This window comes from Streptomyces sp. NPDC087420 (assembly GCF_044744165.1).
GTDB lineage: Bacteria > Actinomycetota > Actinomycetes > Streptomycetales > Streptomycetaceae > Streptomyces.
Map to the genome: position 1 here is coordinate 478,345 of NZ_JBIUXU010000003.1, position 24,425 is coordinate 502,769.

General features: G+C 68.9%; 15 protein-coding genes. 12 read left to right on the plus strand and 3 right to left on the minus strand.

All coding sequences use genetic code 11. The features are described from left to right. Nucleotides 1–247: 247 nt before the first annotated feature. The 4 genes from ACIO1C_RS08280 to ACIO1C_RS08295 all read left to right on the plus strand — a co-directional run bounded on the left by ACIO1C_RS08280 (nucleotide 248) and on the right by ACIO1C_RS08295 (nucleotide 12,211). Nucleotides 248–3,781 (plus strand): LamG-like jellyroll fold domain-containing protein, encoded by a 3,534-nt coding sequence (locus tag ACIO1C_RS08280; protein ID WP_401859808.1) that lies wholly within the window; start codon nucleotides 248–250, stop codon nucleotides 3,779–3,781. A 113-nt stretch (nucleotides 3,782–3,894) separates the two neighbouring features. Then, nucleotides 3,895–10,899 carry a polymorphic toxin-type HINT domain-containing protein gene (locus ACIO1C_RS08285; protein WP_401859810.1) on the plus strand — a complete coding sequence of 2,335 codons (7,005 nt, stop codon included), beginning with the start codon at nucleotides 3,895–3,897 and terminating at the stop codon, nucleotides 10,897–10,899. A 552-nt stretch (nucleotides 10,900–11,451) separates the two neighbouring features. Continuing rightward, on the plus strand, nucleotides 11,452–11,715 hold the full coding sequence (locus ACIO1C_RS08290; protein WP_401859811.1) for a hypothetical protein: 264 nt from the start codon (nucleotides 11,452–11,454) through the stop codon (nucleotides 11,713–11,715). Between the two features lie 22 nt (nucleotides 11,716–11,737). Then, nucleotides 11,738–12,211 carry a GNAT family N-acetyltransferase gene (locus tag ACIO1C_RS08295; protein WP_401859813.1) on the plus strand — a complete coding sequence of 158 codons (474 nt, stop codon included), beginning with the start codon at nucleotides 11,738–11,740 and terminating at the stop codon, nucleotides 12,209–12,211. Nucleotides 12,212–12,255: 44 nt separating this feature from the next. On the opposite strand, the gene ACIO1C_RS08300 is transcribed toward ACIO1C_RS08295, so the two are convergent. Both ACIO1C_RS08300 and ACIO1C_RS08305 read right to left on the minus strand, forming a co-directional pair. Then, on the minus strand, nucleotides 12,256–12,873 hold the full coding sequence (locus ACIO1C_RS08300; RefSeq protein ID WP_401859815.1) for an HIT family protein: 618 nt from the start codon (nucleotides 12,871–12,873) through the stop codon (nucleotides 12,256–12,258). A 69-nt stretch (nucleotides 12,874–12,942) separates the two neighbouring features. Continuing rightward, on the minus strand, nucleotides 12,943–13,707 hold the full coding sequence (locus ACIO1C_RS08305) for a hypothetical protein (RefSeq protein WP_401859817.1): 765 nt from the start codon (nucleotides 13,705–13,707) through the stop codon (nucleotides 12,943–12,945). Between the two features lie 350 nt (nucleotides 13,708–14,057). On the opposite strand from ACIO1C_RS08305, the gene ACIO1C_RS08310 reads away from it, so the two are divergent. After that, a complete protein-coding gene (locus ACIO1C_RS08310; RefSeq protein ID WP_401859819.1) occupies nucleotides 14,058–14,279 on the plus strand; it encodes a hypothetical protein in 222 nt (73 codons plus the stop codon). Nucleotides 14,280–14,557: 278 nt separating this feature from the next. Then, on the plus strand, nucleotides 14,558–14,878 hold the full coding sequence (locus ACIO1C_RS08315) for a hypothetical protein (protein ID WP_401859821.1): 321 nt from the start codon (nucleotides 14,558–14,560) through the stop codon (nucleotides 14,876–14,878). 6 nt (nucleotides 14,879–14,884) lie between these two features. On the opposite strand, the gene ACIO1C_RS08320 is transcribed toward ACIO1C_RS08315, so the two are convergent. Continuing rightward, nucleotides 14,885–15,652 (minus strand): GntR family transcriptional regulator, encoded by a 768-nt coding sequence (locus ACIO1C_RS08320; RefSeq protein WP_401859823.1) that lies wholly within the window; start codon nucleotides 15,650–15,652, stop codon nucleotides 14,885–14,887. A gap of 331 nt (nucleotides 15,653–15,983) precedes the next feature. Between ACIO1C_RS08320 and ACIO1C_RS08325 the strand changes: the two genes are divergently transcribed. From ACIO1C_RS08325 to ppdK, 6 genes are all read left to right on the plus strand, one after another. Further along, a complete protein-coding gene (locus tag ACIO1C_RS08325; RefSeq protein WP_401859825.1) occupies nucleotides 15,984–17,150 on the plus strand; it encodes an ABC transporter substrate-binding protein in 1,167 nt (388 codons plus the stop codon). Beyond that, nucleotides 17,150–18,052, plus strand: coding sequence for an ABC transporter permease (locus ACIO1C_RS08330; RefSeq protein ID WP_401859827.1), 903 nt, complete (start codon nucleotides 17,150–17,152; stop codon nucleotides 18,050–18,052). Before ACIO1C_RS08325 ends, ACIO1C_RS08330 begins: the two co-directional genes overlap by 1 nt. Continuing rightward, entirely contained in the window at nucleotides 18,040–19,008 is a 969-nt protein-coding gene (locus ACIO1C_RS08335) for an ABC transporter permease (protein WP_401859828.1), read from the plus strand. The genes ACIO1C_RS08330 and ACIO1C_RS08335 overlap by 13 nt, the downstream gene beginning before the upstream one ends. A 2-nt stretch (nucleotides 19,009–19,010) precedes the next feature. Then, nucleotides 19,011–20,135, plus strand: a complete 1,125-nt coding sequence (locus ACIO1C_RS08340; RefSeq protein WP_401859830.1) for an ABC transporter ATP-binding protein — start codon at nucleotides 19,011–19,013, stop codon at nucleotides 20,133–20,135. After that, nucleotides 20,132–20,884, plus strand: coding sequence for an HAD family hydrolase (locus ACIO1C_RS08345; RefSeq protein ID WP_401859832.1), 753 nt, complete (start codon nucleotides 20,132–20,134; stop codon nucleotides 20,882–20,884). Before ACIO1C_RS08340 ends, ACIO1C_RS08345 begins: the two co-directional genes overlap by 4 nt. Before the next feature lie 451 nt (nucleotides 20,885–21,335). Next, nucleotides 21,336–23,987, plus strand: a complete 2,652-nt coding sequence (gene ppdK / locus ACIO1C_RS08350; RefSeq protein ID WP_401859998.1) for a pyruvate, phosphate dikinase — start codon at nucleotides 21,336–21,338, stop codon at nucleotides 23,985–23,987. The last annotated feature ends 438 nt before the right edge of the window (nucleotides 23,988–24,425 follow it).

Sequence of the window (24,425 nt, forward strand, 5' to 3'; positions counted from 1 at the left end):
GAAGTTTTCGTGTCCCATGTGAAGGCATGGTGATCACATGACCGGATCGTGGGGTTCCGGTTGCCCTTGGATTGGTCTACTCCTGTCAAGCTCCATGATCAGTAGATGCAGGCGCCAACTACTTGGTGCCTGGGGGCGGGAGGGGCGGCTGAAGCCCCGTAGGGGTGGGGTGGGTCAGTTGTCGACGTCCAAGGGGTCTGGCAGACCTAGGTCCGCGCGTTGGACCTGGGTGCTGTCCGTGGGGCTCGTGGCGCAGGCACTGGGCGGGTTCGCCGCCCAGCAGGCGGCTGCCGCCACACCGACCGCCACCGGTCAAGCCAGCTCAGCGAGCGACAACTTGTCGCCCGAGGCGGCCGCCTCCCAGAAGGCGGTGTCGTCCGACGCGCCGGTCGTCGTGGCCGACGAGACGACACCGACCCAACTCGTCACCGCCCACCCGGACGGCACGTTCACCGTCGATGTCAGCCCGGGGCCGGTCCGGGTGCAGCAGGGTGGCGCCTGGGTCCCGGTCGATACGGACCTGCGGCTGGACGCGGCGGGAGCGGTCGTGCCCAAGGCCGCCGCCGTGCCGATGGAGTTCTCCGGTGGCGGCTCCACCGCCCCGCTCGCCCGCATGGGCGACGCGGGCAAGACGTACACCGTGGGCTCCCCGTGGACGCTTCCCGCGCCGGTCCTGGCCGGTGCGACCGCCACGTACCAGAACGTCATGCCGGGGATCGACCTGGTCGTTGAAGCCACGCCCGACGGTTTCAGTGAAAACCTCGTCGTCAAGACCCGCGGCGCCGCCACCGGCGCCGACCTGGCCCGCATAGCGTTCCCGGTGTCGCTGGACGGTGTCGCCGTCCGGGATAGCGGCGCGGGCGGCGCGGCCTTGGTGAGCGGTGACGGCAGACCGGTGTTCACGACCGGGACCGGGCTGATGTACGACTCGACGGCGACGGTCGCAGGGTCGGCGACCGTACGGCGGACCGCAACGCCGGCGTCAACGCCCGCGCAGGACACCGGCAGCGTCCTGGACGGCCCCGACCCCGGCGCGAAGACCTCCGTCATGGATGTGGCCCTCACGTCCGCCGAGTTGACGATCACACCGGATCAGGACTTCCTGACCGATCCGGATACGACCTTCCCGGTGGTCCTCGACCCGCAGACGACCAGCGCGTCCCTGTCCGGCTGGACGACGGTCTGGTCCAACTCGACCTCCACCTCTTTCTGGAAGACGTCCCACGCGCTCGGTGTCGGATACGACGCCTTCCTGGACGACAAATTCGCCCGTTCCCTCTACCAGTTCGACACCCACACCCTGGGCGGCAAGAAGGTCCTGTCGGCGACCTTCACGGCACTGGAGGTCTGGTCCGCCAACTGCTCCGCGAAGAGCGTCCAGTTGTGGCGGACGGGGGCCATTTCCTCCTCGACCACCTGGGCGCATCAGCCGTCCTGGTCCGCCCAGGTCGACTCCGTATCGACGGCCAAGGGCTACTCGTCCTCCTGCCCCGGCGGAAACGTCTCCTTCGACGCGACCTCCGCCGTCAGTTACACGGCCGGCCAGTCGTCCGCGACCACGACCCTCGGCCTGCGGGCCAGTGAGACGGACTCGATCGCCTGGAAGCAGTTCGCGTCGCCGTCGGACACCAAGCCCACCCTGTCCGTCACGTTCGTGAGCGCGCCCAGCACCCCGACCGGGCTCAAGCTCTCGTCCCCGCTGCTGGCGTGCGGCGCCAGCTCCAGCGTGGCCGTCAACATCAGGACCCTGACGCCGACCCTGTCGGCCGTCGTGCAGTCGGCGGACGGCTCGCAGGCGACGCTGCGGCCCAACTTCGCCCTCTACCAGTACGACCCGGACATCGCCGACCCGCAGGTGGCGTCCGGGAGCCCCTCGGCCTACGTCACCGACGGCAAGACCGGCACCTGGACCACACCGAAGCTCAAGGACGGGCAGACCTACTGGTTCAAGGCCCGTACCGAGTACCACTACTCGTTCAACGGCACGGCCGCCTCGATGTACTCGGGCTGGACGACCACCGGAGCCTGCGCCTTCCACATCGACACCAAGAAACCGGCCCCTCCGGTGATCAGCTCGACCACGTATCCGGCATGCGCCACCGCCGAAGACCCCGGCACGTGCACGGCCTTCGGAGGTGTCGGCGCCTCGGGGGCCTTCACCGTCAAGACGGCCAACGACGTCGTCAAGTACACCTACACCCTCAACGACAACAAGGCCGTCACCAGGACGATCCCGGCCGGCACCACCAGCAGCGCGCTCACGCTGGCGCCGGACCGGCGCGACCTGAACCAGCTCACCGTGACCACCTGGGACGCGGCGGGCAACTCGTCCGAGAGCGCGTCGTACTTCTTCAAGGTCGCCCCAGGCACGCCGCCTTCGGCTGCCTGGTCCTTCGACGAGAACACCGGATCCCTGGCGGCCGACAGTGCCTCCTCGAACACCATGACACTGCACGGGGCGCAGTGGACACCGCTCGCCCGCCAGGGCGCGTCCGCGCTGTCGACCGACGGGACCTCCTCCTACGCCGCGACGGCGGCGCCCGGCGTGGACACCTCCGGCAGTTTCACTCTCTCCGCATGGGTGCGCGTCACCGATCTCTCCCGTACACAGGTGGCCGTCTCCCAGGAAGGAACCACCAACGCGTCGTCCGCGCTGTACTACTCGCAGGGCGCGAACGCATGGATCTTCGCCGGATACACGGCCAACGCCACGGGCACCACGATCATCCAGTCGAAGTCCGAGGTGCCACCGGTGCCCGGAGTCTGGACGCATCTGGCCGGAACGTACGACAAGCAGGACCAGACCATCCAGCTGTACGTGAACGGTGAGCCGCAGGGAAGCCCCGTCCCGTTCACGACGGCGTGGAAGGCGACCGGCGCCCTGGACGTCGGCCGCGGCCTGTACAACTCCGTGCCCAACAACTACTTCGGCGGTCGGATCGACGACGTACGCGTCTGGAACCGGGTCGTCGCACCGCAGGAGACGGCGGACCTCCAAGCCGAAGAGAATCCGGAGACCGGACACGCCCAGCCCGCGCTGGTGTCCGAGTGGACCATGGAAGACGGTCCGGGCGGCACCCTCGCCGACACCTCCGGCTACGGGCACACCATGTCTCTGGGCTCAGGCGCCTCCTTGGTGTCGGACGCCGGCGGCAAGGGCGACGTCCTCTCCCTCGACGGAACCGCCACCGGCTACGCTTCCGCGCCCGGCCCGCTCGTCGACTCCCGGGGGGACTTCACCGTCTCCGCCTGGACCCAGCTCGACGCGGCCTCCCTGTCGGACACCACCGTGGCCCACACCGTCGCGGTCGCCGGCCAGTCCGGCACGACCCGCGACTCCTGGGCTCTCTGGTACAGCCAGCCGGCCGGCTCGGACCAGGGCATGTGGGTGTTCGGCCGGACCGCCTCCGACTCCACCGGCGCCGCCGTCGTGTCCGTACCCGCCGACATCGCCTCCGCCCAAAAGGTCGACCCCGGGTCCTGGACGATGCTCACCGGCGTCTATGACGGCGCGCGTCATCAACTGCTCCTGTACGTCAACGGCGTACGCCAAGGGGCGCTCGGTGACGCGGACACCGACGACAACACCGGGGACGGGACGGTCTTCGACACTCCGTGGCAGGCCACCGGAGCCTTCTCGGCCGGGCGTGGGCGTACCGCCGGCGGAACGTACGGCAACCCCGCGACCGCTCTGCTCGACGACGTACGCGTGTGGACCGGTGTCACCTCCGCGAGCGACATCAACCAGCGCTACCTGGACGAATTGCCCATCCCCCTGTAAGCGGCGGGCCCCGGCGGCGACGACAGCAGCGACAGCAGCGACAAGACATGCAGCACCCGCACGCGCTCGTGCGGTCCCGGTTCGGCGTGATCTCACAGACGTGGAGTGCAGTGATGGGTGGCACAGGGGTAGGGCTCGCCGGGAAACGGCTGAGCCGAAGAGCCGGTCTGTGGATCGTCGCGGTGACCGCCGGCGCGATCGCCGCGACGGGGCTCACCGCCGCGCCCGCTTCGTGGGCGACGGAGCACCAGGGCCACCGCTCGGTGGCTCTCGCGAAGGTCGCACCCGGCACGGCCGTGCCCTTCAAGGCAGCCGGGCACAAGAAGGCGGACCCGGCGACCGGGGCCGCCGCCGAGCGGACCGCCAAGAGCCTCGCACAACCGGTCACTTGGCCGAGCGCACAGACCACCACGCTGGCCGTCACCGCGAAGGACAAGCCGGCGGTGCGCACGCCGGTGGGGCATCTGCCCGTTTCCGTGAGTCCCCCGAAGGCGGGCGGGACGAAGAAGCAGACAGCGGCTCCGGCGAAAGTCTCGGTGAAGACCGCGACGCGCGACCAGGCCCTGGCCGCCGGGATCAAGGGAGCCCTGCTCTCCGTCGTACGCGCGGACGGCAGCGCCGCCTCCGCCTCGACGGACCTCAGCCTGGACTACTCCGGCTTCGCGGGCGCCTACGGCGGTGACTATGCCTCCAGGCTCGCCCTGGTCCGGTTGCCCGCCTGCGCGTTGACGACCCCCGCCGAAGCCAAGTGCCAGGTCCAGACGCCGCTCAAGACGGCCAACGACGTCGAGCACCACACCTTGACCGCGACCGTCGCCCTCCCCGCCGCGCCCGTATCACCGTCCGGGCCCGCGTCACCGTCCGGGCACGCGGCCCCGGCCGCCGCGCCGACCGTGCTGGCCGCGACGGCGGACACCAAGTCCGGTGCCGGTTCCTACCAGGCGACCTCACTCAGCCCTTCCGCCTCATGGGCCGCCGGAAGTTCCAGCGGCGACTTCAACTGGTCGTACCCGCTGACCGTGCCGCCCTCCGCCGGCGGCCCCTCACCCAGCCTGGCACTGGCCTACGACGCCCAGTCCGTGGACGGCCGCCTGCCCTCGACCAACAACCAGCCGTCCTGGGTGGGTGAGGGCTTCGACCTCACGACGTCCTTCATCGAGCGGTCGTACGACTCCTGTGAGGACGACGGTCAGAAGGACAAGCACGACGAGTGCTGGGCCAACGACAACGCGACCCTGACCCTCGGGGGCAAATCCACCCCGCTGATCAAGGACAAGACCACCGGCGCGTGGCACCCGAAGGACGACGACGGCGAAAGGATCGTCCGGTCCACAGGCGCCTCGAACGGTGACAACGACGGCGAGTTCTGGACCGTCACCACCACCGACGGGACCCAGTACGTCTTCGGCAAGAACCGCCTGCCCGGCTGGACGACCGGCGCCGCCGAGACGAACTCCACCTGGACCGCCCCCGTCTTCGGCGACGACACCGGCGAGGACTGCCACGCCGCCACCTTCGCCGCGAGCGCCTGCACCCAGGCCTGGCGCTGGAACCTCGACTACGTGGTCGACGTCCACGGCAACGCGATGTCGTACTGGTACACCAAGGAGACCAACTTCTACGCCAAGAACGGCGTCACGGCTCCCACCACCGTCTACGACCGGGGCGGCTACCTCAAGCGCATCGACTACGGCATCACCGGCTCCACCGTCTTCGGCACCGCGCCGGACCAGGTCACCTTCACCACGGCCGAACGCTGCCTGACCACCTCCACCGAGACGTGCTCGTCACCGACGACCGCCACGGCCAAGGACTGGCCGGACGTTCCCTTCGACCAGATCTGCGCCTCCACCGCGGCCTGCACCGGGAACACCGGCCCGACCTTCTTCTCCCGCAAGCGCCTGACGACCGTCGCCACCCAGGTGTGGGACGCGTCCCTGGCCACGCCCGCCTACCGGCCGGTCGACTCCTGGGCCCTCGACCAGTCCTTCCCGTCGCCGGGGGACGGCACGTCCGCTGGCCTCTGGCTGAAGTCGATCACCCGTACGGGCAAGGACGGCGGAAGCACCGCCATGCCTCCGGTCACCTTCGGGGGCGTCCAGCTCTTCAACCGGGTCGACACCACCCACGACGACATCGCCGCCCTCGTGAAGTGGCGTGTGCGGACGATCACTTCCGAGACCGGATCGGTCCTGACCGTCACCTACTCGGACACGCAGTGCGCCGCCGGGACCAAGATGCCCGGCGCACCGGACTCCGACACGATGCGCTGCTTCCCCTCCTACTGGCAGCCACCCTTCACCCCTGACGTCCAACTGGACTGGTTCCACAAGTACGTCGTCACCCAGATCAACGAGTCGGACCCCACCGGCGGCGCGCCGCTCAAGGAGACCGACTACACCTACAACGGCGACCCCGCCTGGCACTACGACACCGACAACGTCACCGCGCCCGCCAAGCGCAAGACCTGGTCGGTCTGGCGCGGCTACGGCGGCGTGACCACCACGACCGGCAACGACCAGTCCACCCGTACCAAAACCGTCGACACCTACTTCCAGGGCATGGACGGCGACAAGCAGTCCGACGGCACCACCCGCAGCCACAAGGTCACCGACACCACCGGCGCCTCGGTCGCCGACTCCGACGAACTGGCAGGCACGGTACGGGAGTCGGTCACCTACAACGGCGCGGCGGAGGTCGGCGGGACCATCACCGACCAGTGGATCCACCGGACCGCCGACGACGGCACCCGCACGGCCGCCTTCACCCGCCCCGCCGCGGTCCGCAACCGCACCGACCTCGTGCCGGGCGGCGGCCTGCGCACCACCACGGCCACCACCACCTACGACCCCGCCACCGGCGAGGCCACCCAGGTGGACGACTCCGGTGACGACAAGGCCGGCGGCGACGAGCAGTGCACCCGTACCACTCTCGTCAACAACGACACGGCGTGGCTCAGGGGTGTTCCCGTACGCGTCGAGACGGTCGACGTCGGATGCTCCGAGGCCACCTCCCGCCCGGCCGACGTCATCTCGGACTCCCGGTCCCTCTACGACGGACAGCCCTTCGGCACCGCGCCCACCAAGGGCGAACAGGAGACCACCCAGCGCCTGGCGTCGTACAGCGGCACCACGCCCAGCTATCAGACGGTGTCCACCACCGCGTACGACACACAGGGCCGTGTCCTGTCGGTCACCGACGCCGGGCAGAACAAGACCACCACTTCCTACGTCCCACCCACCGGCGGTCCGCTCACCAGCAGCGTGACTCTCCAGACCGTCGCCACGAAGCCGTTCAAGACCACCACGGCCTTCGACCCGGCCCGGGGCGTCGCGACCTCCGTCACCGACCCGAACAACAAGCGGACCGGGTACGCCTACGACGCCCTCGGACGGCTGAAGAGCCTCTGGCTGCCCAACCGGGACCAGACCGACCAGTCGGCGAGCCTGGTCTACACGTACCAGCTCTCCAACACGGCCGCGTCGGTCGTCACCACCGGCAAGCTCAACAACGACGGCAGCACGTACGACACCACCTACGCGCTCTACGACGGGCTGCTCCGGCCCCGGCAGTCCCAGATCGCCGCTCCCGGCGGCGGCCGCATCATGACGCAGTCCGTGTACGACAGCCGCGGGCTGGAAGTCGAGGCGGACACCGGCTACACCGACACCCAGGCGCCGTCCGGAACGCTCGCGAACATCACCTCCGCCGTTCCGTCGCAGACGCTGACCACCTACGACGGAGCGGGCCGCGCCACGTCCGCCGACTTCTACGCCAACGGTACGAAGAAGTGGACGAGCACCACGGCGTACGGCGGTGACCGGGTCACCACGACCCCGCCCGACGGGGGGACCGTCACCACAACCCTGACGGACACCCTGGGACGGACCACCGAGACCCGGCAGTATGACTCCGCGAGCCTGCCCGCGGGGCCGCACTCCACCATCACGTACGACTACGACGCCAAGAGCCGGCTCAAGGAGGTCCAGGACAACGACGGCAACACCTGGTCCTACGGCTACGACTTGATGGGCCGTCAGACGTCGGCCACCGACCCGGACGCCGGCACGACGACGACCACCTACAACGACCTGGACCAGGTCGCCTCCACCCAGCACGCGCAGGACACCCCGCTGAGCTACACGTACGACGAACTGGGCCGCAGGACCGGCATGTTCGACGGTACGGTCCAGGATCCGGACCACCAGCTCGCCAGGTGGACCTTCGACTCCCTGGCCAAGGGGCAGCCGACCTCGTCCATCCGTTATGTCGGCGGGGCGGGCACCAGCGGGAAGGCCTACATCAGCCAGGTCGGCGCGTACGACGACCTTTATCGCCCGACGGTTACGAGGGTCACCATCCCCTCTGTCGCGGGGGAGGAGGCGCTGGCCGGCTCGTACACCTCCAACACGGGCTACAACCTGGACGGTACGGTCCAGGTGACCGGGCTGCCCAAGGCCGGCGGCCTGCCGTCCGAGTCACTCGAATACGGATACAACAGCCTGGGCATGCCCACCACCCTGCAAGGCGCCACCGGCCTGGTCCAGAACACCGCCTACACCAGCCAGGGTGACGTTCAGCAGGTCACCCTCGGAGTCTCTTCCTCCGCGAAGTGGCTCCAGATCAGCGACAGTTACGAGAACGGCACCCGCAGACTGTCCCGGCAACTGGTCACCGGCGACGTGGGGGGCGCACCGGTCCAGGACACCCACTACACGTACGACGACGCCGGCAACCCGACCCAGGTCGCCACCCACGCCGACGGCACCGACGACGTCCAGTGCTACCGGTACGACGGCCACGACCGGCTGACCCAGGCCTGGACCGCGACCAACGCGTGCGCCACCGACCCTTCGGCGGCGGTCCTCGGCGGGCCGGCGCCGTACTGGCAGACCTACGACTACGACGCGCTGGGCAACCGCACCACCGCCGTGGACCACGGGACGGCGAGCGGGGCGGGGGACACCACCACCGCGTACCGCTACCCGGACGCGGGGACCACGCGCCCGCACACCCTCACCTCCTCGACGACCACCAAGCCGGACGGCACCGCTTCCGACGCCTCGTACACCTATGACTCGTCGGGCAACACCCACACCCGCACGGTGGACGGCGAGACCCAGACCCTGGACTGGGACGACGAGGGCCACCTCAGCAAGGCCACGAACGCCGACAGCTCCTCGGCCTCGTACCTCTACGACGCGGACGGCAACCGCCTGCTGACCCGCGACAACACCGGGACCACCCTGTACGTGGGCACCGACGAGATCCATCTCGCCAAGGGCGCCACCACGCCCACGGGGACCCGCTACTACAGCTGGGGCGGACAGACCATCGCGGTCCGTACCAGCACCGGCAGCCTGCAATGGCAGGTCACCGACGGCCACAACACGGCGGAAACAGCGGTCGACGCCACCACCCAGGCCGTCACCCGCCGCTACCTCGACCCCTTCGGCAACGCGCGGGGCCCCGGGGACACCGCGGGTGACTGGCTCGGCGACAAGGGCTTCGTCAACGGCATCACGGACACGGTCACCGGCTACACCCACCTGGGCGCCCGCGAATACGACCCGACGACCGGCCGCTTCATCTCGGTGGACCCGGTCCTGGAACTCACCGACGCGCAGCAGATCAACGGCTACACGTACGCCGCCGACAATCCGGTGACGGGCAGCGACCCGACCGGGCTCATGCAGATGATGCCGAACGGCGGGGGCAACGGAAAGGTCGACGACAGCGGCAACCTGGTCGACAAGGGCAGCAACGGCGGAGGCTCGGGAGGCGGCTCGGGCTCGGGCTCAGGCTCCGGGGGTGGCGGTGGCGGGAGCACCCACCACAGCTGCGGCTGGTCCCTCTCCTGCCACGTCTCCAGCATCGCGCACAAGACGTACCACGAGATTCAGAAACACCCGGTCATCGCGATCGTCATCGCCACGGCCGTCGTCGTCGCTGTGGTTGTCGCCTGCACGGCCTGCGTACTGGCGGCGGGCGCCGAAGCCGCCCTGGCCTTCACCGGCGCCGCGGAAGCCGGAGCGGGAATAGGCGTCGCGACCGCGACCGGAGCCGCTGCGGGCGCCGCGGAGCTGGGAATGACCTCGGTTCTCGCCACCACCGGCGCGACGGCGCTCGCCAAAGTCGCCGTAACGTCGGAGAAGGCCGAAGCGGGAGCCGCCGCCGGCGCACAGGCGGCGAAGGCCACGGCGGACAGCACCTCGCGCGGCGGCGCGGCGAAAGCCGCCACCCGCGCGGAAAAGTCGGCACCCAGAAGCGGCTCCAGCCCGAGTGGATGCACGCACAGCTTCCTTCCCGCGACCCGAGTTCTTCTGGCGGACGGTAAGACGAAGGAAATCAAGGACGTCAGGGCGGGCGACAAGGTCAAGGCGACCGACCCGGAGACCGGAAAGAGCCAGGCCCGAACGGTCGAAAAGCTCATCACGACGAAGGACGACAAAGACTTCGCCACGATCACCATCCGCGACGGCGCGAAGACTTCCACCATCTCGGCGACCGTCACTCACCCCTTCTGGGTCGCGACCACACATTCCTGGATCGACGCGGGCCGGCTGAAGCCCAGGATGAGCCTCCGCACCGCGGCCGGCGGGACGGCGCTGATCCAAGCGGTCCACGTCTGGCACCACCCCAGGCTCACGCACGACCTCACCATCAAGGTCACGCACACGTACTATGTGCTGGCGGGCGCCACGCCGGTACTTGTGCACAATTGCGGTGGCGGCACCACGGTCTATCGGGGAGTTGCGGAAGTGAGCGGCGAAACCGGCGGCCCCAACCCCGCCTTTGATGATGCGGTGGAAGGAATCGCAACGCCGCGCGGCGGGGACTCGACGCCTGAGATGCACCATCTCGGTATGACCGACAGTGACTACACCAGCTGGACCACCAGTCCCGCGGCCGCTGTGCGGGCGGCCAGCCGAGGTGGAGGCAGTGGAGTTGTTATTAGAGCCACTATCCCCAGCGGACGTTTCCACGTTCATGTAAACGATCAGCCATGGGTCGAAGGTGACCTTCGCGGCGAGGCTGAAGTGATCATTCAAGGGGTCATGCAAGGTCGAGCCAGGGCGGCATGGCCCGGTGCGCGACCAGAGGATCTCGGGTTCTGATAATTAAGCTCTGGTGGGCGGTGCCTGCGGGTACTGCCCACCAACGTTCTCAATGGAGTCATCTTGGCGAGCGTGCAAGAAGTGCCCACTTCGAAGATTGCGGAGCTGCTTCAAAGGGCCACATGTCAGTCGTTGGTTTTGCTGCCGTCTTCCGTTTTGTCGGAAATTCTTGATGAGGTATCCGGTTTGATCCGCGTTGGAGTCGGGCCGAGGTCCACACTTCGAGGCACGTATCGAGACCGGTATTCCACACTGGATGAGTTCCGGAAGAATAGATTTGGATGGCGGGATTTCTTTGCGGTTCTCGACGAGGATGGCCCTCCGGTTGGCCTATTCACCGTCCGGGGGGGTGGGTGGAGCTTGATCGCTCTTACCGACGAAAGTGTGGGAGGTGTTCTCGCGGCTCTGGTGGCGCCACCTCAGTCCTTCGAATGGCCGAAGGGTGCGGAACGTGCCTGACAGGCATCAGTCCCGATGACGGCAATGCTGACGGCAACGTCAGCGGACGACGGCTGCGCCACCGCGGCCGGCCGGCGACCAGGACGAGCCGTGATGACGAAGCTTGAACTGGAGCGATACGGGCGCATTCTGTCGGGGTTCTACGAGGGCTACTTCGTGAAACTCCATGACGACTCCGAGGGCACCGGCGGGTACTACGTCTACCTGGTCAACGACCTGTCCGCACCGACGGACGGGGGCGACTACTGGGTGGCGGACAGGGCGGAGCTCGAGTCGTTCGTGGAGTCTTCCCAGTGGGAGATCGAATGGATCCTTGAGGAGGAACGCGGTCCAGAGGGCGTGCGGAAAACCACTTGACCTGGTCGTTTACGGTTCCTGCATGACGACGACTCTGCGTCTCGCCGAGGTGACCGCCGCCAACTTCGAAGACGCGATCGGGGTGAAGGTCCGCCCCGATCAGGAGCATCTGGTCGCGCCGGTGGTGAAGTCCCTGGCGGAGGCGTACGTCCACCCGGGCGTCGCGTGGCCGCGCCTCATCCTGGACGGCGACCGGATCGTGGGTTTCCTGATGGCGTTCTTCGACATCGACTTCGCCGGGGACGGCACCGGCAAGGACATCCGCTCGGGCCTGTGGCGCCTCAACATCGTCGCCGGCGAACAGGGGCGCGGTTACGGCCGCTTCGCGGTCGAGGCCGTGGCCGCCGAGATCCGCCGGCGGGGCGGCACCCGTCTGACGGTCACCTGGCACCCCGGTGACGACGGGCCCGAGGGCTTCTACCTGGGCCTCGGCTTCCGGGCGACCGGGGAGACGAGCGGTGACGAGCGGGTCGGGGAGCTGGAGTTGGGTCGGTGAGCGCGCCGCCCGCGTGGGTTGACGGGTGGCTGACCGAGTTGCAATCAATCGCGGGCCGAAGAGAAATCGGCGTAGGTCCGCCGCACGTTCTCCCACTGAGGATGGAGAGCGTAGTCCCAGTGGTCCGCCATGCCCAGACTTTTCGCCACCACGCGCCTGTAGAACTGCGGTCGTCGGACGTCTGGAAACTGCCATACGGTGCCATCCGCGTCTGAGCAGGCCAAATATGGGCCTTTGGGTTCCGACTCCATGAATTCGCACCACGAGTCGTGCCGTTCCGGGCGCCCGGGTGTGGCGGCAGGAAGGTTGTACACCCCTGGAACGAGGTGGACATGCGCATGGTCCACGCAGGAAGAGCGCGGACGCTCCTCGGATTCGCAACCGCCGTGTTCGAACATGGTGACAGGGCGGTCATAGACAGCGGACAGGCGGACCTGGACCGACTGGACGAAGTCCGCGAACTCGGCCCGTTCGCCCGGGCTCAGCAAGGATGCGTTGACGACATGGCGCAATGGCAGGACGAGCAGGTAGCCGGGAACGAGTGAACCGACCGCAGGGATCGCGACAGCCGACCCGCAACTCATCAGCGGTCCATTGAACCAGTACCGTTCGAGGAGCGTCGGGCAGAACTCGCAGAGTTCCTCGATCCGCTCGGAGTGCACGTATCCTCCGTTTCCCCGTGCCGGACCACGGGCCCGTAAACCGGTGCCGTAAACCGGCTTGAAAAGCGTTCACGCGTGATTCATTGAGAACCCCTCCGGGGTGTTCTCAAGGGACGCGAAAAGGCGATCGAAGCGGTCGATGTACTCGGACACCAGACGAGCCCCGGAAAGCGACTGGGCATGCACGGTCAACGGATCGCGCACCGTCGCCTTTCCTGGTTCGTCCGGATTCGGGTGGAACAGTCCGTCGATGAGGAACTTGGAATCGAAGATCGCCGTGTACTGCGTCGGGAAGGACTGGTATCTCCGTACTTCGAGGCGCCTTATCTGGCCGTTCGTCACGGCGGCCTTCCATGATCTGAGATGGGACTCGATCTGCGTGACGAACTCCGCCTCTTCGGCGGGCGGAAGGTATACGAGCAGTTGACACTTCTCGACCGCGATGCCCGAGTGTTGAAGGAAGCTGCTCATCTGGACTCCGCTCAGCGCGTGGAGCCTCAGTACGCCTACGCTCGGAGTGAGAGTCGCGGCGACCTGGAAAGCGGCGGAGATCGGCCGGATCTCAAAATTCGAACTTGCCTCACCCAGAAGGCGCGGCTGCTCACGCGCCAAATTGTCCACGGCGTCCTTGAGGCCGCTGAAAGCCCTCTCGAAACGTTGAATGCGACTTTCGAGATACCACGAGAGGAGAATGAAGGACAGGGCGAGGGTGGCGACGGCGACATTTATTTTTATGCTTGTGAGGAACCCCTGCATGAAATTCTGAACCAAAAGAATTACGGCGGTGCCGAAGAGTGGGATGTAGGCGGCCGTCCGCTCGAATCGATGCAACATAGAAGGCATTTTTCCCCCTGAGATTCCGCAACGGCATGCCATGCGCCGGTCGGAAGTGCAACTGTAGCCTCGGCCCTGTTGTGCTGGAAAGGCTTATGGGCATGGAGCATCTGCGGCGGGAGTGGCGTCCGAGTCGACTGTGGCGTATGAGGAAAAAAGGGGAATGGACTGGTCCGATTCCAGTGCTTCGTGCGTTCGCCCGTCGGCGATCCGGACAGCGGGGCGGAGGTTTGCGTCAGGTGTGCCTGAAGGCGATTCGGTGGGCGGTGGGTGGGGCGGTGCTGTTGCCGGGTCTGTCGGCTTCCGGCTCGGGACCGTCTTCGAGATTGCCGAGCTAGGGAGTCCTGTCCGTGCCGTCCTTGTTGAACTACACCGTCCTCACCGATCCGACTTCGCTGCAAGCGTCGCAGCCCGGGGCGCCGTCCGTGGGGACGGTGTACGTGATCGTCTCCAACACCCGCCAGTCCGACGTGAGGTGGGAGTACATCGATGTGGAGATACCGGTCGGCACCGGTCCGTCCGATCTGACTCACGATCCCACGCTGATCAGCGCGAGTGCCGACCCGGACTGAACGGCTTGGCTGGAGCTGGTTCCGGATTTCAGCTGGGACGCCGGGCTCGGGGGATCCGTGATCCGGAGAGCAGCGAGTCGCTGGTCGGTAGAGCGGCGGCGCAGGGGTCTCCGGGTGCGCGGCGCGGGGTAGCCGGAGCAGGCCACAGGCCCTGATGCCGTGGGCCGCCCGGGGCGTCGGAAGCGGAGGCCGGGTTCCGTCGGCGCGCGGGACCGGGGTCACGGGCCTGGCTGTTAAAGCGCTCGTCGCGGGTACGGTTCGTGCGGGATCCTGGGCGGATGCCTCGACGTCTCATGTTCGTTCAGCTGAAGTCCGGTTACGACACCGACCGCGGACCCTCCTGGATCGGGTGGGTGGACTTCTCGAAGACCTGGAGCACCGCGTACTTCCAGGGGAGGACACTGCGCCGGGCAGGCGGGATGTACGACGCGAACTTCTATGACGCGGAGACCCACGAGGAGCTCTGGGTCTCGGGACCGAAGCGGGATCACACCGACACGCGCTACGGCCCCTCCGCCCCCGAAATCGAACCGGATGCCGTCGACGCCTATCGCGCCTTCCTGGAGGGCGCGCCCCTTCCTGGCCGGGAGAACGGCTGACAGCGTTCAGCCCGACGCCGGCTGCGTCATGTCCGGGCCCGCCGTGCGGGCCAGCGGGGCCGCCGCCGCCGAGTTGGAGACGCTGAAGGCCACCGTGCCCGCGCGGTAGCGGTCGTCCGTCCATTCGATCGTGCGGCCCGCCGCCGTGTAGGTCAGGTAGCGCTGGCGCAGGAGGGGGCTGCCCCGGCGGACGTTCAGGAGGCGGGCGTCCTCGCTGCCCGCCGCCACCGCGTCTATCAGGTGCTCGCCGTAGTGGGCCACGATGCCCGCGTTCTCCGCGATGCTGTTCATGATCGAGACGCAGTCGTCGGGCAACTCCCGTACGGCCGGGGCCACCCAGTCCGTGTACGCCGTGCGCTCCACCAGGACCGGCTCGCCGTCCAGGCGCCGCAGCCGCAGCACGTACAGGACTTCGGCCCCCGCCGTGGTCCCGAGCCGGGACGCCTCCTCCGGGTTCGCGGGGCGGGTGACGCGGCTGAGGATCAGGCTGGACGGCTCGCGGCCCATCGCGTGCGCCCACTGCGCGAAGCTGTTCAACTGCTGGAAGCTGTGCCGCAGTTCCTGCCGCAGTACGACACGTCTCGCGCCCTGCCGGGAGCCGATGAGGCCCTCCGAGGCGAGCAGGCCCACCGCCTGCCGTACCGTGCCGCGCGACACCGACCAGCGGGCCGCCAGGTCGCTCTCCGACGGCAGCCGGGCCCCCACCGGATGCTCACCCGCCAGGATCGCCTGCCTCAGCGCCTCCGCGATCTCCAGATAGCGCGAACTCGGCACGCCTGCCCCCTTGGTCGGTCGTCCACGGGCGGTCGATGGTCGGTCGGCCCGTTTGATACGTGAGCTGTGCGCAGGTATCGCTACCCGTCGCCCAGCCGCTCTTCACTCTAACCGCACGTGAAACCTGTGTGTCCAGGGAGGAGATGGCGCGGAAGATCCGGAAAAGTACCCCACTCGCGCCCGTGATCTGGTCGTTATGGGTATTTGTGTCTTCCTCGGGTCGTGTGGTCATGGTCACTGGACGTTCACTCTCCGGACACCTGCGCCGTGCGAACTGATGCCAGCTTGTATGAACAAGTGAGACCCACCCTCGCTCCCCGGGAGACCCAGCGTGACCCGACTCCGCGTCCGTCCCCACGGCAGGCTGATAGCCGCCGTGGCGCTCAGTACCGCCGCGCTCACCGCCCTCACCGCCTGTGGTGCCAAGTCCGACACCGCCGACGCCACCACGGCCGGCGGCGTCAAGGCCGGGACCGCCACCTCCGTCGCCGCCTTCGGCAGCATGGACGACCTCGTCGCCGCCGCCGAGAAGGAGGGGACGCTCAACACGATCGCCCTCCCGCCGGACTGGGCGAACTACGGCGAGATCATCAAGGCCTTCGAGGCCAAGTACAAGATCAAGATCAAGAACGAGACCCCGGACGCCGCCAGCGCCGACGAGATCAACGCCGTCAAGTCCCGCAAGGGCCAGGACCGCGCCCCCGACGTCGTCGACCTCGGTGTCCCGTTCAACCAGAGCGGCGCCGCCGAAGGCCTCTTCGCGCCGTACAAGGTCGCCTCGTACGACAAGATCCCGGCCGAGCAGAAGGACGCCCAGGCCCGCTGGTACAACGACTACGGCGGCTACATCTCCATCGGCTGCGACGCCTCGCGCATCAAGGTCTGCCCCACGACCTTCGCCGACCTCCTCAAGCCCGAGTACAAGGGCAAGGTCGCCCTCAACGGCAACCCGAACAAGTCCGGCTCGGCCTTCGGCGGCGTGTACGCGGCCGCCCTCGCCAACGGTGGCTCCTTCACCGACATCCAGCCCGGCATCGACTTCTTCGGCAAGCTGAAGAAGAACGGCAACTTCATCCCCGTCGAGTCCACCCCGGCCACGGTCGAGAAGGGCGAGACGCCCATCTCCATCGACTGGGACTACCTGAACGCCAGTTATTCGGGCGAGTTCAAGTCCAAGGGCCTCGACTGGAAGGTCTCCGTCCCCACGGACGGCGTCTACGCCCAGTACTACTCCCAGGCCATCAACAAGGACGCGCCGCACCCGGCCGCCGCCCGCCTGTGGATGGAGTACCTGTACAGCGCCGAGGGCCAGAACCTCTGGCTCAAGGGCTTCGCCCGGCCGGTCCTGCTGCCCTCGATGACCGCCGACGGCACGGTCGACAAGACCCTCGTCGCCAACCTCCCCCAGGTCGCCGGCACGCCGACGTTCCCCAAGTCCGCCGACCTCGACGCCGTCAAGGCCGTCCTCGCCAAGAACTGGGACAAGGCCGTCTCCTGATGCCCACCCAGAACGCCCAGACCCTGCCCGCACCGGGCGCCGCCGACGGCACACGCCGTCGGCGGCGGGCGCCGCGCGCCTGGCTCGGTACGCTGCCGCTGCTCGTCTTCGCCGGACTGTGCTTCGGACTTCCCGTCGGCGCCCTGCTGTACGGGGCCGTCACCCACAAGGAGCCGGGCCGGGCCACCTCCCTGACCGGCGAGAACATCACCACCACCCTGCAAGGGCCGTACCTCAACTCCCTTGCCGGAAGTGTGGAGTTGTCCGCCCTCACCGCCCTCATCGGCACCGTCCTCGGCATGCTGATCGCCCAGGCCGTCGTCACCTCGCGCGGAGGCGCGCTGCGCGAGTCCGTCCTCACCGCGTCCGGTGTGCTCGCCAACTTCGGCGGCATCCCGCTCGCCTTCGCCTTTGTCGCCACCCTCGGCATCTCCGGTGTGGTCACCCAGCTCGTGCACCTCGACTCGCTCGGCTGGAACCTCTACTCCTTCACCGGCCTGTCCGTGATCTACCTCTACTTCCTGGTGCCGCTGATGGTCCTCATCAGCGTCCCCGCGCTGGACGGGCTGCGCCCGCAGTGGCGCGAGGCCGCGCAGAACGCCGGCGCCACCGACGGGCAGTTCTGGCGCCACGTCGGCCTGCCGGTCCTCGCGCCCACCCTGCTCGGCGGATTCGTGCTGCTCTTCGGCAGCGCCTTCGCCGCGTACGCCACCGCCGCCGCGCTGGTCGGCGGATCCGTCCCGCTCGTCACCCTCAAGATCGCGGACGCGCTGTCCGGCAACGTCCAGGTCGGTCAGGAGAACGTGGCGCTCGCGCTGAGCCTCGACATGATCGTGATCGCCGGCCTGGTCATGGCGGTCTATCTGCCCCTCCAGCGACGGAGCACCCGATGGCTGCACTGACCCCCACCGCGACCGCCGACCTCCGGGACGACACGCCGTCCGACGGGGGCGGTACGGCACGCGCCCGGCGCCCCCGCCGCCGTATCTGGCGCGGTGTTGTCCTGGCCCTGGCGGGCGTCTACTTCGTGGTGCCGCTGCTGGCCTCGTTCGTCTTCACCGTCCACACCCCCGGACAGGGCGTCTCGTTCGACGCGTACACCGGCATCCTGTCCGCCGACGGCTTCTCCCAGAGCCTGTTCCTCTCCCTGGGCCTGGCCGCCGCGACCATCGCCCTCGTCCTGCTGCTGACCGTGCCGGCGCTGATCGCGGTACGGCTCGGCGCGCCCCGGCTGCGGTCCGTCGTCGAGGTCGTCTGCATGCTGCCCCTGGTGGTGCCGCCGATCGCGCTGGTCAGCGGGATCACGACCGTGCTGCGCTGGGGCCCGGACCACCTGTCCACCACCCCGCTCTACCAGACGTTCATCGCCGTGCAGGACGAGTCGTTCCCGCTGGTGCTCGTCTTCGCGTACACCGTGCTCGCGCTGCCGTTCGTCTACCGCTCGCTGGACGCCGGGCTGAGCGCGATCAACGTCACGACGCTCGTGGAGGCCGCCCGTAACTGCGGGGCGCGCATCCCGTACACCGTCCTGCGCGTCATCCTGCCCAACCTGCGCTCCGCGCTCGCCAGCGCGTCCTTCCTCACCCTCGCGCTGGTGCTCGGCGAGTACACCATCGCCGCGCTGCTCGGATTCCGGCCCTTCGCGGTGTGGATCGTCTCGATCTCCGGTTCCGAGGCGCAGACTTCGGTCGCGGTGTCCCTGCTCAGCCTGCTGATCACGTGGCTCCTGCTGCTGGTGCTCTCCCGCGTGGGGTCCCGCTCGGGGGCCGGCGCCGGTGCGGCCGCCGCCGCGGGGTCCGCGCCCACCGCCTCGTCCACCCCGTCCACCCCGTCCGCCTCGTCCGCCGCCAAGGAGTAGCCATGTCTTCCACGTCCACCGCGACCGCCGAGCGGCCCGACGAGCCGGCCGCCCCCGGAGCCCTGGTCGAATTCCGCGGCCTGCGCCGGGAGTTCGGCCCCACCGTCGCCCTCGACGGGCTCGACCTGACGGCCAGGCCGGGCGAACTGCTCGCCCTGCTGGGCCCCTCGGGCTGCGGCAAGACCACCGCCCTGCGCGTCCTCGCCGGCTTCGAACACCCGGACGCGGGCGAAGTGCTCGTGGACGGCAAGGACATCACCGGGGTGCCGGCCAACCGGCGAGACGCGGGCATGGTGTTCCAGTCGTACAGCCTCTTCCCGCATCTCAACGCCCGGGACAACGTGGCCTTCGGTCTGCGCGTACGGAAGGTGTCGACCGCCGAGCGCCACAAGCGCGCGGACGAACTCCTCGAACTGGTCGGCCTGCCCGCCCACGCCGGCCGCTTCCCGCACCAGATGTCCGGCGGCCAGCAGCAGCGCGTGGCGCTCGCCCGCGCCCTGGCCCTGCGCCCGCGTGTCCTGCTGCTGGACGAGCCGCTCTCGGCGCTCGACGCCAAGGTCCGGCTCACGCTGCGCGAGGAGATCCGCCGCCTCCAGCTGTCGCTCGGCATCACCACCATCTTCGTCACGCACGACCAGGAGGAGGCGCTGTCCATGGCCGACCGGGTGGCCGTGCTCAACGCCGGGAAGCTGGAGCAGTGCGCGGCACCCTCGGAGCTGTACGAGCGGCCCGCGACGGCGTTTGTCGCGGAGTTCGTCGGCACGATGAACCGGCTGCCCGGACGGCTCACCGACGGGGGCCGCGTCGAGGTCGCGGGCAGTGTCCTGCCCGTGGACGGGGAGATTCCGGCCGGGCGCGAGGTGGAGGTCCTGCTCCGCCCCGAGAACGTCACCGCGACGGTGGACCCGGACGGCACCGCCACGGTCGTCTCCGCGTCCTTCTTCGGCTCGGTCACCCGGGTCCTGCTCGACCTGCCCGGTGGCGGCACGGTCAAGGCCGATGTGGCATCGCGTGACGCGGGGGAGCTGGTGCCCGGGGTACGGGCGTCCGTCCGCCCGGCCGACCGGCCGGTCCTGGTCGTCGCGGCCTCGGCAGCGGCCACCCCGGCCGCCGGGAAGGCGGCGTGAACACGCCGGCCCCACCACCGGCCTCCTCCTCCTCCTCCTCGCCCGCCCCTTCGCCCGCCGCCGTCCTCTTCGACATGGACGGCACCCTCGTCGACACCGAGGTGCTCTGGTGGGAGACGGCCGACGAGGTCGCCTCGGGGCTCGGCCACCGGCTCGGTGACGCCGACGCGCCCGAGGTCGTGGGGCGGGCCGTCCAGGACACCGCCGCCCATCTCGTACGGGTGGCGGGCACCGGTCACGCCGGGCGCGTCGCGGACGAGCTGGCCGGGTCCTTCTTCCGGCGCGTCGAGAAGGGCGCCCCGCTGCGCCCCGGCGCGCAGCGGCTGCTGGCCGAGCTGGAGCGCGCCGGTGTGCCGTTCGCCCTGGTGAGCGCGTCGCCCCGGGCCGTCGTGGACTCCGTGGTCGCCGGGGCCCTCGCCGACGTACGGTTCGCCTTCACGCTGTCGGCCGACGACACCGTACGGACCAAGCCGCACCCCGACCCGTACCAGGAGGCGGCCGACCGCCTCGGTGTGCCGCCCGAGGCGTGTGTGGCGGTGGAGGACTCGCCCGACGGCACCGCGTCGGCGCAGGCGGCCGGGTGCGCGGTCCTGGTGGTGCCCTCGCTGCTGCCGGTGCCCCCGGCGGACGGGCGGTACTTCGCCCGGAGCCTGGAGGACGTGGATCTGGGGGTGCTGCGCGGATTCGCCGCCGGAAGGGCCCCCGGCGATGGCCCTCGCGTTGACCCGCACGGTCCTCGGACCGAGTGATTCTTGCCACGTTTGATGCGGCACTCGCTCAGAAGAGCGAAATCATGATCGCCGCGCGAGGGTGTACTTCTGAAAGGGGTGGCACGCCGTGCCACCCCTTTCGCGTTCACTTCCCGAACTCAAACGATCCGAGGTTCGCTCGTATGAGCGTGTCAGGTCATGGGCAGGTCATGCCCGCTTCGGACTGTGAAGGGGCGCGGGCGGGGGCGTACGCCATGTATCGCTTTCGATCTGCTGGCGGACGGGTGGTTAAAGCCGTACGACGGTCAGGTGGACGTACCCCCACACCTTCGATCTGGGTATGTTCCCTCCACGTCAAGGCAGCCACCGCGTCGTCGAGGAGTCGAGACCCGTGTCGGAAAACGAAGATCACCCCGAGCAGGGCGAGCGCACGGAGAAGACCGAAAAGACGGAGAAGTACGTCTACGACTTCACCGAGGGCAACAAGGACATGAAGGGCCTCCTCGGCGGCAAGGGTGCCAACCTCGCCGAGATGACCAACCTCGGGCTGCCCGTCCCTCCGGGCTTCACCATCACCACGGACGCGTGCAACGTCTACCTCGGCTGCGGTACGGAACCGGCCGCCCTGCGCGACGAGGTCAGCGCCCATCTCGACGCCCTGGAGCGGCGGATGGCCAAGAAGCTCGGCCAGTCCGACGACCCGCTGCTCGTCTCCGTACGCTCCGGCGCCAAGTTCTCCATGCCCGGCATGATGGACACCGTCCTGAACGTCGGTCTCTCCGACGACTCGGTCGCGGGGCTCGCCACCCAGTCCGGGGACGAACGCTTCGCGTGGGACTCGTACCGCCGGCTGATCCAGATGTTCGGAGCCACCGTGCTCGGCGTCGACGGCCACCTCTTCGAGGAGGCGCTCGAAGAGATCAAACACGCCAAGAAGGCCGCCACCGACGTGGATCTGGAGGCCGGGGACCTCAAGAAGCTGGTCAAGCAGTTCAAGAAGATCGTCTCCCGCGAGGCGGGGCGGGACTTCCCGCAGGAGCCGCGCGAGCAGCTGGACCTCGCGATCCGCTCGGTCTTCGATTCCTGGAACACCGACCGCGCCAAGCTCTACCGCCGCCAGGAGCGCATCCCCGGCGACCTCGGCACGGCCGTCACCATCTGCTCGATGGTCTTCGGCAACCTCGGCCCCGACTCGGGCACGGGCGTGGCCTTCACCCGGGACCCGGCCAGCGGACACCAGGGGGTGTACGGGGACTACCTCCAGAACGCGCAGGGCGAGGACGTCGTCGCGGGCATCCGCAACACCGTGCCCCTCGCCGAGCTGGAGACCATCGACAAGAAGTCGTACGACCGGCTGATGGCGATCATGGAGACCCTGGAGACGCACTACCGGGACCTCTGCGACATCGAATTCACCATCGAGCGCGGGCAGTTGTGGATGCTCCAGACCCGCGTCGGCAAGCGCACGGCGGGCGCCGCCTTCCGGATCGCCACCCAACTGGTCGACCAGGGACTGATCGACGAGGCCGAGGCCCTCCAGCGTGTCAACGGCGCCCAGTTGGCGCAGCTGATGTTCCCGCGCTTCGCGGAGGACTCGAAGGGCGAGCTGCTCGGGCGCGGGATCGCCGCCTCACCCGGCGCGGCCGTCGGCAAGGCCGTCTTCGACTCGTACACCGCGATCAAGTGGTCCCGCTCCGGCGAGAAGGTCATCCTGATCCGCCGCGAGACCAACCCCGACGACCTGGAAGGCATGATCGCCGCCGAGGGCATCCTGACCTCGCGGGGCGGCAAGACCTCCCACGCGGCGGTGGTGGCCCGGGGCATGGGCAAGACCTGTGTGTGCGGCGCGGAGGAGCTGGAGGTCGACACCAAACGCCGCCGGATGACGGCCGGTCAGATCGTCATCGAGGAGGGGGACGTCGTCTCCATCGACGGCTCGACCGGCAAGGTCTACCGGGGCGAGGTGCCCGTCGTCCCCTCGCCCGTGGTCGAGTACTTCGAGGGCCGCATGCACGCGGGCGCCGAGGAGGCCGACGAACTGGTCGAGGCCGTGCACCGGATGATGGCGTACGCGGACCGGCGCCGCCGGCTGCGGGTGCGCGCCAACGCCGACAACGCCGAGGACGCCCTGCGTGCCCGCCGCTTCGGCGCCCAGGGCATCGGCCTGTGCCGTACGGAACACATGTTCCTCGGCGAGCGCAGGACGATGGTCGAGAAGTTGATCCTGGCGGACACCGACGACGAACGGGACCACGCGCTGGGGGCGTTGCTGCCGCTCCAGAAGAAGGACTTCGTCGAGCTGTTCGAGGCGATGGACGGACTGCCCGTCACCGTACGGCTGCTGGACCCGCCGCTGCACGAATTCCTGCCGGACATCACGGAGTTGTCGGTACGAGTCGCGCTCGCCGAGGCGCGCGAGGACCACAACGAGAACGACCTGCGGCTGCTCCAGGCCGTCCATAAGCTCCATGAGCAGAACCCGATGCTCGGCCTGCGCGGGGTACGGCTCGGGCTGGTCATCCCCGGGCTGTTCGCCATGCAGGTACGGGCCATCGCCGAGGCGGCGGCCGCGCGGACCCTCGCCAAGGGCGACCCGCGCGCCGAGATCATGATCCCGCTCGTCGGTACGGTCCAGGAGCTGGAGATCGTGCGGGACGAGGCGCTGCTGGTCATCGCCGAGGTCGAGCGGGCCACGGGGGTCGAACTGCGCCTGGCGCTGGGCACGATGATCGAGCTGCCCCGGGCCGCGCTGACGGCGGGTCAGATCGCGGAGGCCGCCGAGTTCTTCTCGTTCGGTACGAACGACCTCACCCAGACCGTCTGGGGCTTCTCCCGTGACGACGTCGAGGCGAGCTTCTTCACCGCGTACCTGGAGAAGGGCATCTTCGGGGTCTCCCCGTTCGAGACGATCGACCGGGACGGTGTCGGCGCGCTCGTCCGCAGCGCCTGCGAGGCGGGCCGCGCCACGCGTCCCGGCCTCAAGCTGGGCGTCTGCGGCGAGCACGGCGGTGACCCCGAGTCGGTGCACTTCTTCCACGAGGTGGGCCTGGACTACGTGTCCTGCTCGCCGTTCCGCATCCCCGTCGCCCGTCTCGAGGCGGGGCGCGCGGCGGCGGCGTCGGCCGGGAGTGACTCCCGGTAACGGTCGGCTTTCCGACACACCCCGAAACACCGGAACCGTCCTTCGGTTCACCCACCCTCGCCGACCCGGGGGACGGTTCCGGGGCACAGAGAAGGGGCGGGCGTCCCGTGCGGAGACGCCCGCCCCTTCGTCACGCGTACGCGCGCCGTACGTCACGCGCACCCGCGCCGCGTACTTCCGGCCGCCATGCTCTCGTCATGGCCGCGTCATCTTTCTTCGCCGGGGCGGAGAGTTATTGAGGAACCATGGAAATTAACAGCGGGCGGAGCGCGGCCTGCGGATCCCCACCCACAGGCCGCGCTCCATTACCCGGGCCGGACATGGAGCCGCAACCGCGAACGACCGCCGCCGAGCGCAGAAAGCCCCCCACGGCCTTCACTGCGCTTTACGCTCGTTCAGGTTTCATGCCCGACGAGGTATAGCTTTTCGCTTGGGACC

Excerpts from the sequence above, each read along its gene's own strand:
- ACIO1C_RS08305 (WP_401859817.1), bottom strand. The coding sequence starts at position 13,707 with ATGTTGCATCGATTCGAGCGGACGGCCGCCTACATCCCACTCTTCGGC.
- ppdK (WP_401859998.1), top strand. The coding sequence starts at position 21,336 with ATGAAGGGCCTCCTCGGCGGCAAGGGTGCCAACCTCGCCGAGATGACC.
- ACIO1C_RS08335 (WP_401859828.1), top strand. The coding sequence starts at position 18,040 with ATGGCTGCACTGACCCCCACCGCGACCGCCGACCTCCGGGACGACACG.
- ACIO1C_RS08315 (WP_401859821.1), top strand. The coding sequence starts at position 14,558 with ATGCCTCGACGTCTCATGTTCGTTCAGCTGAAGTCCGGTTACGACACC.
- ACIO1C_RS08285 (WP_401859810.1), top strand. The coding sequence starts at position 3,895 with ATGGGTGGCACAGGGGTAGGGCTCGCCGGGAAACGGCTGAGCCGAAGA.
- ACIO1C_RS08295 (WP_401859813.1), top strand. The coding sequence starts at position 11,738 with ATGACGACGACTCTGCGTCTCGCCGAGGTGACCGCCGCCAACTTCGAA.
- ACIO1C_RS08290 (WP_401859811.1), top strand. The coding sequence starts at position 11,452 with ATGACGAAGCTTGAACTGGAGCGATACGGGCGCATTCTGTCGGGGTTC.
- ACIO1C_RS08340 (WP_401859830.1), top strand. The coding sequence starts at position 19,011 with ATGTCTTCCACGTCCACCGCGACCGCCGAGCGGCCCGACGAGCCGGCC.
- ACIO1C_RS08330 (WP_401859827.1), top strand. The coding sequence starts at position 17,150 with ATGCCCACCCAGAACGCCCAGACCCTGCCCGCACCGGGCGCCGCCGAC.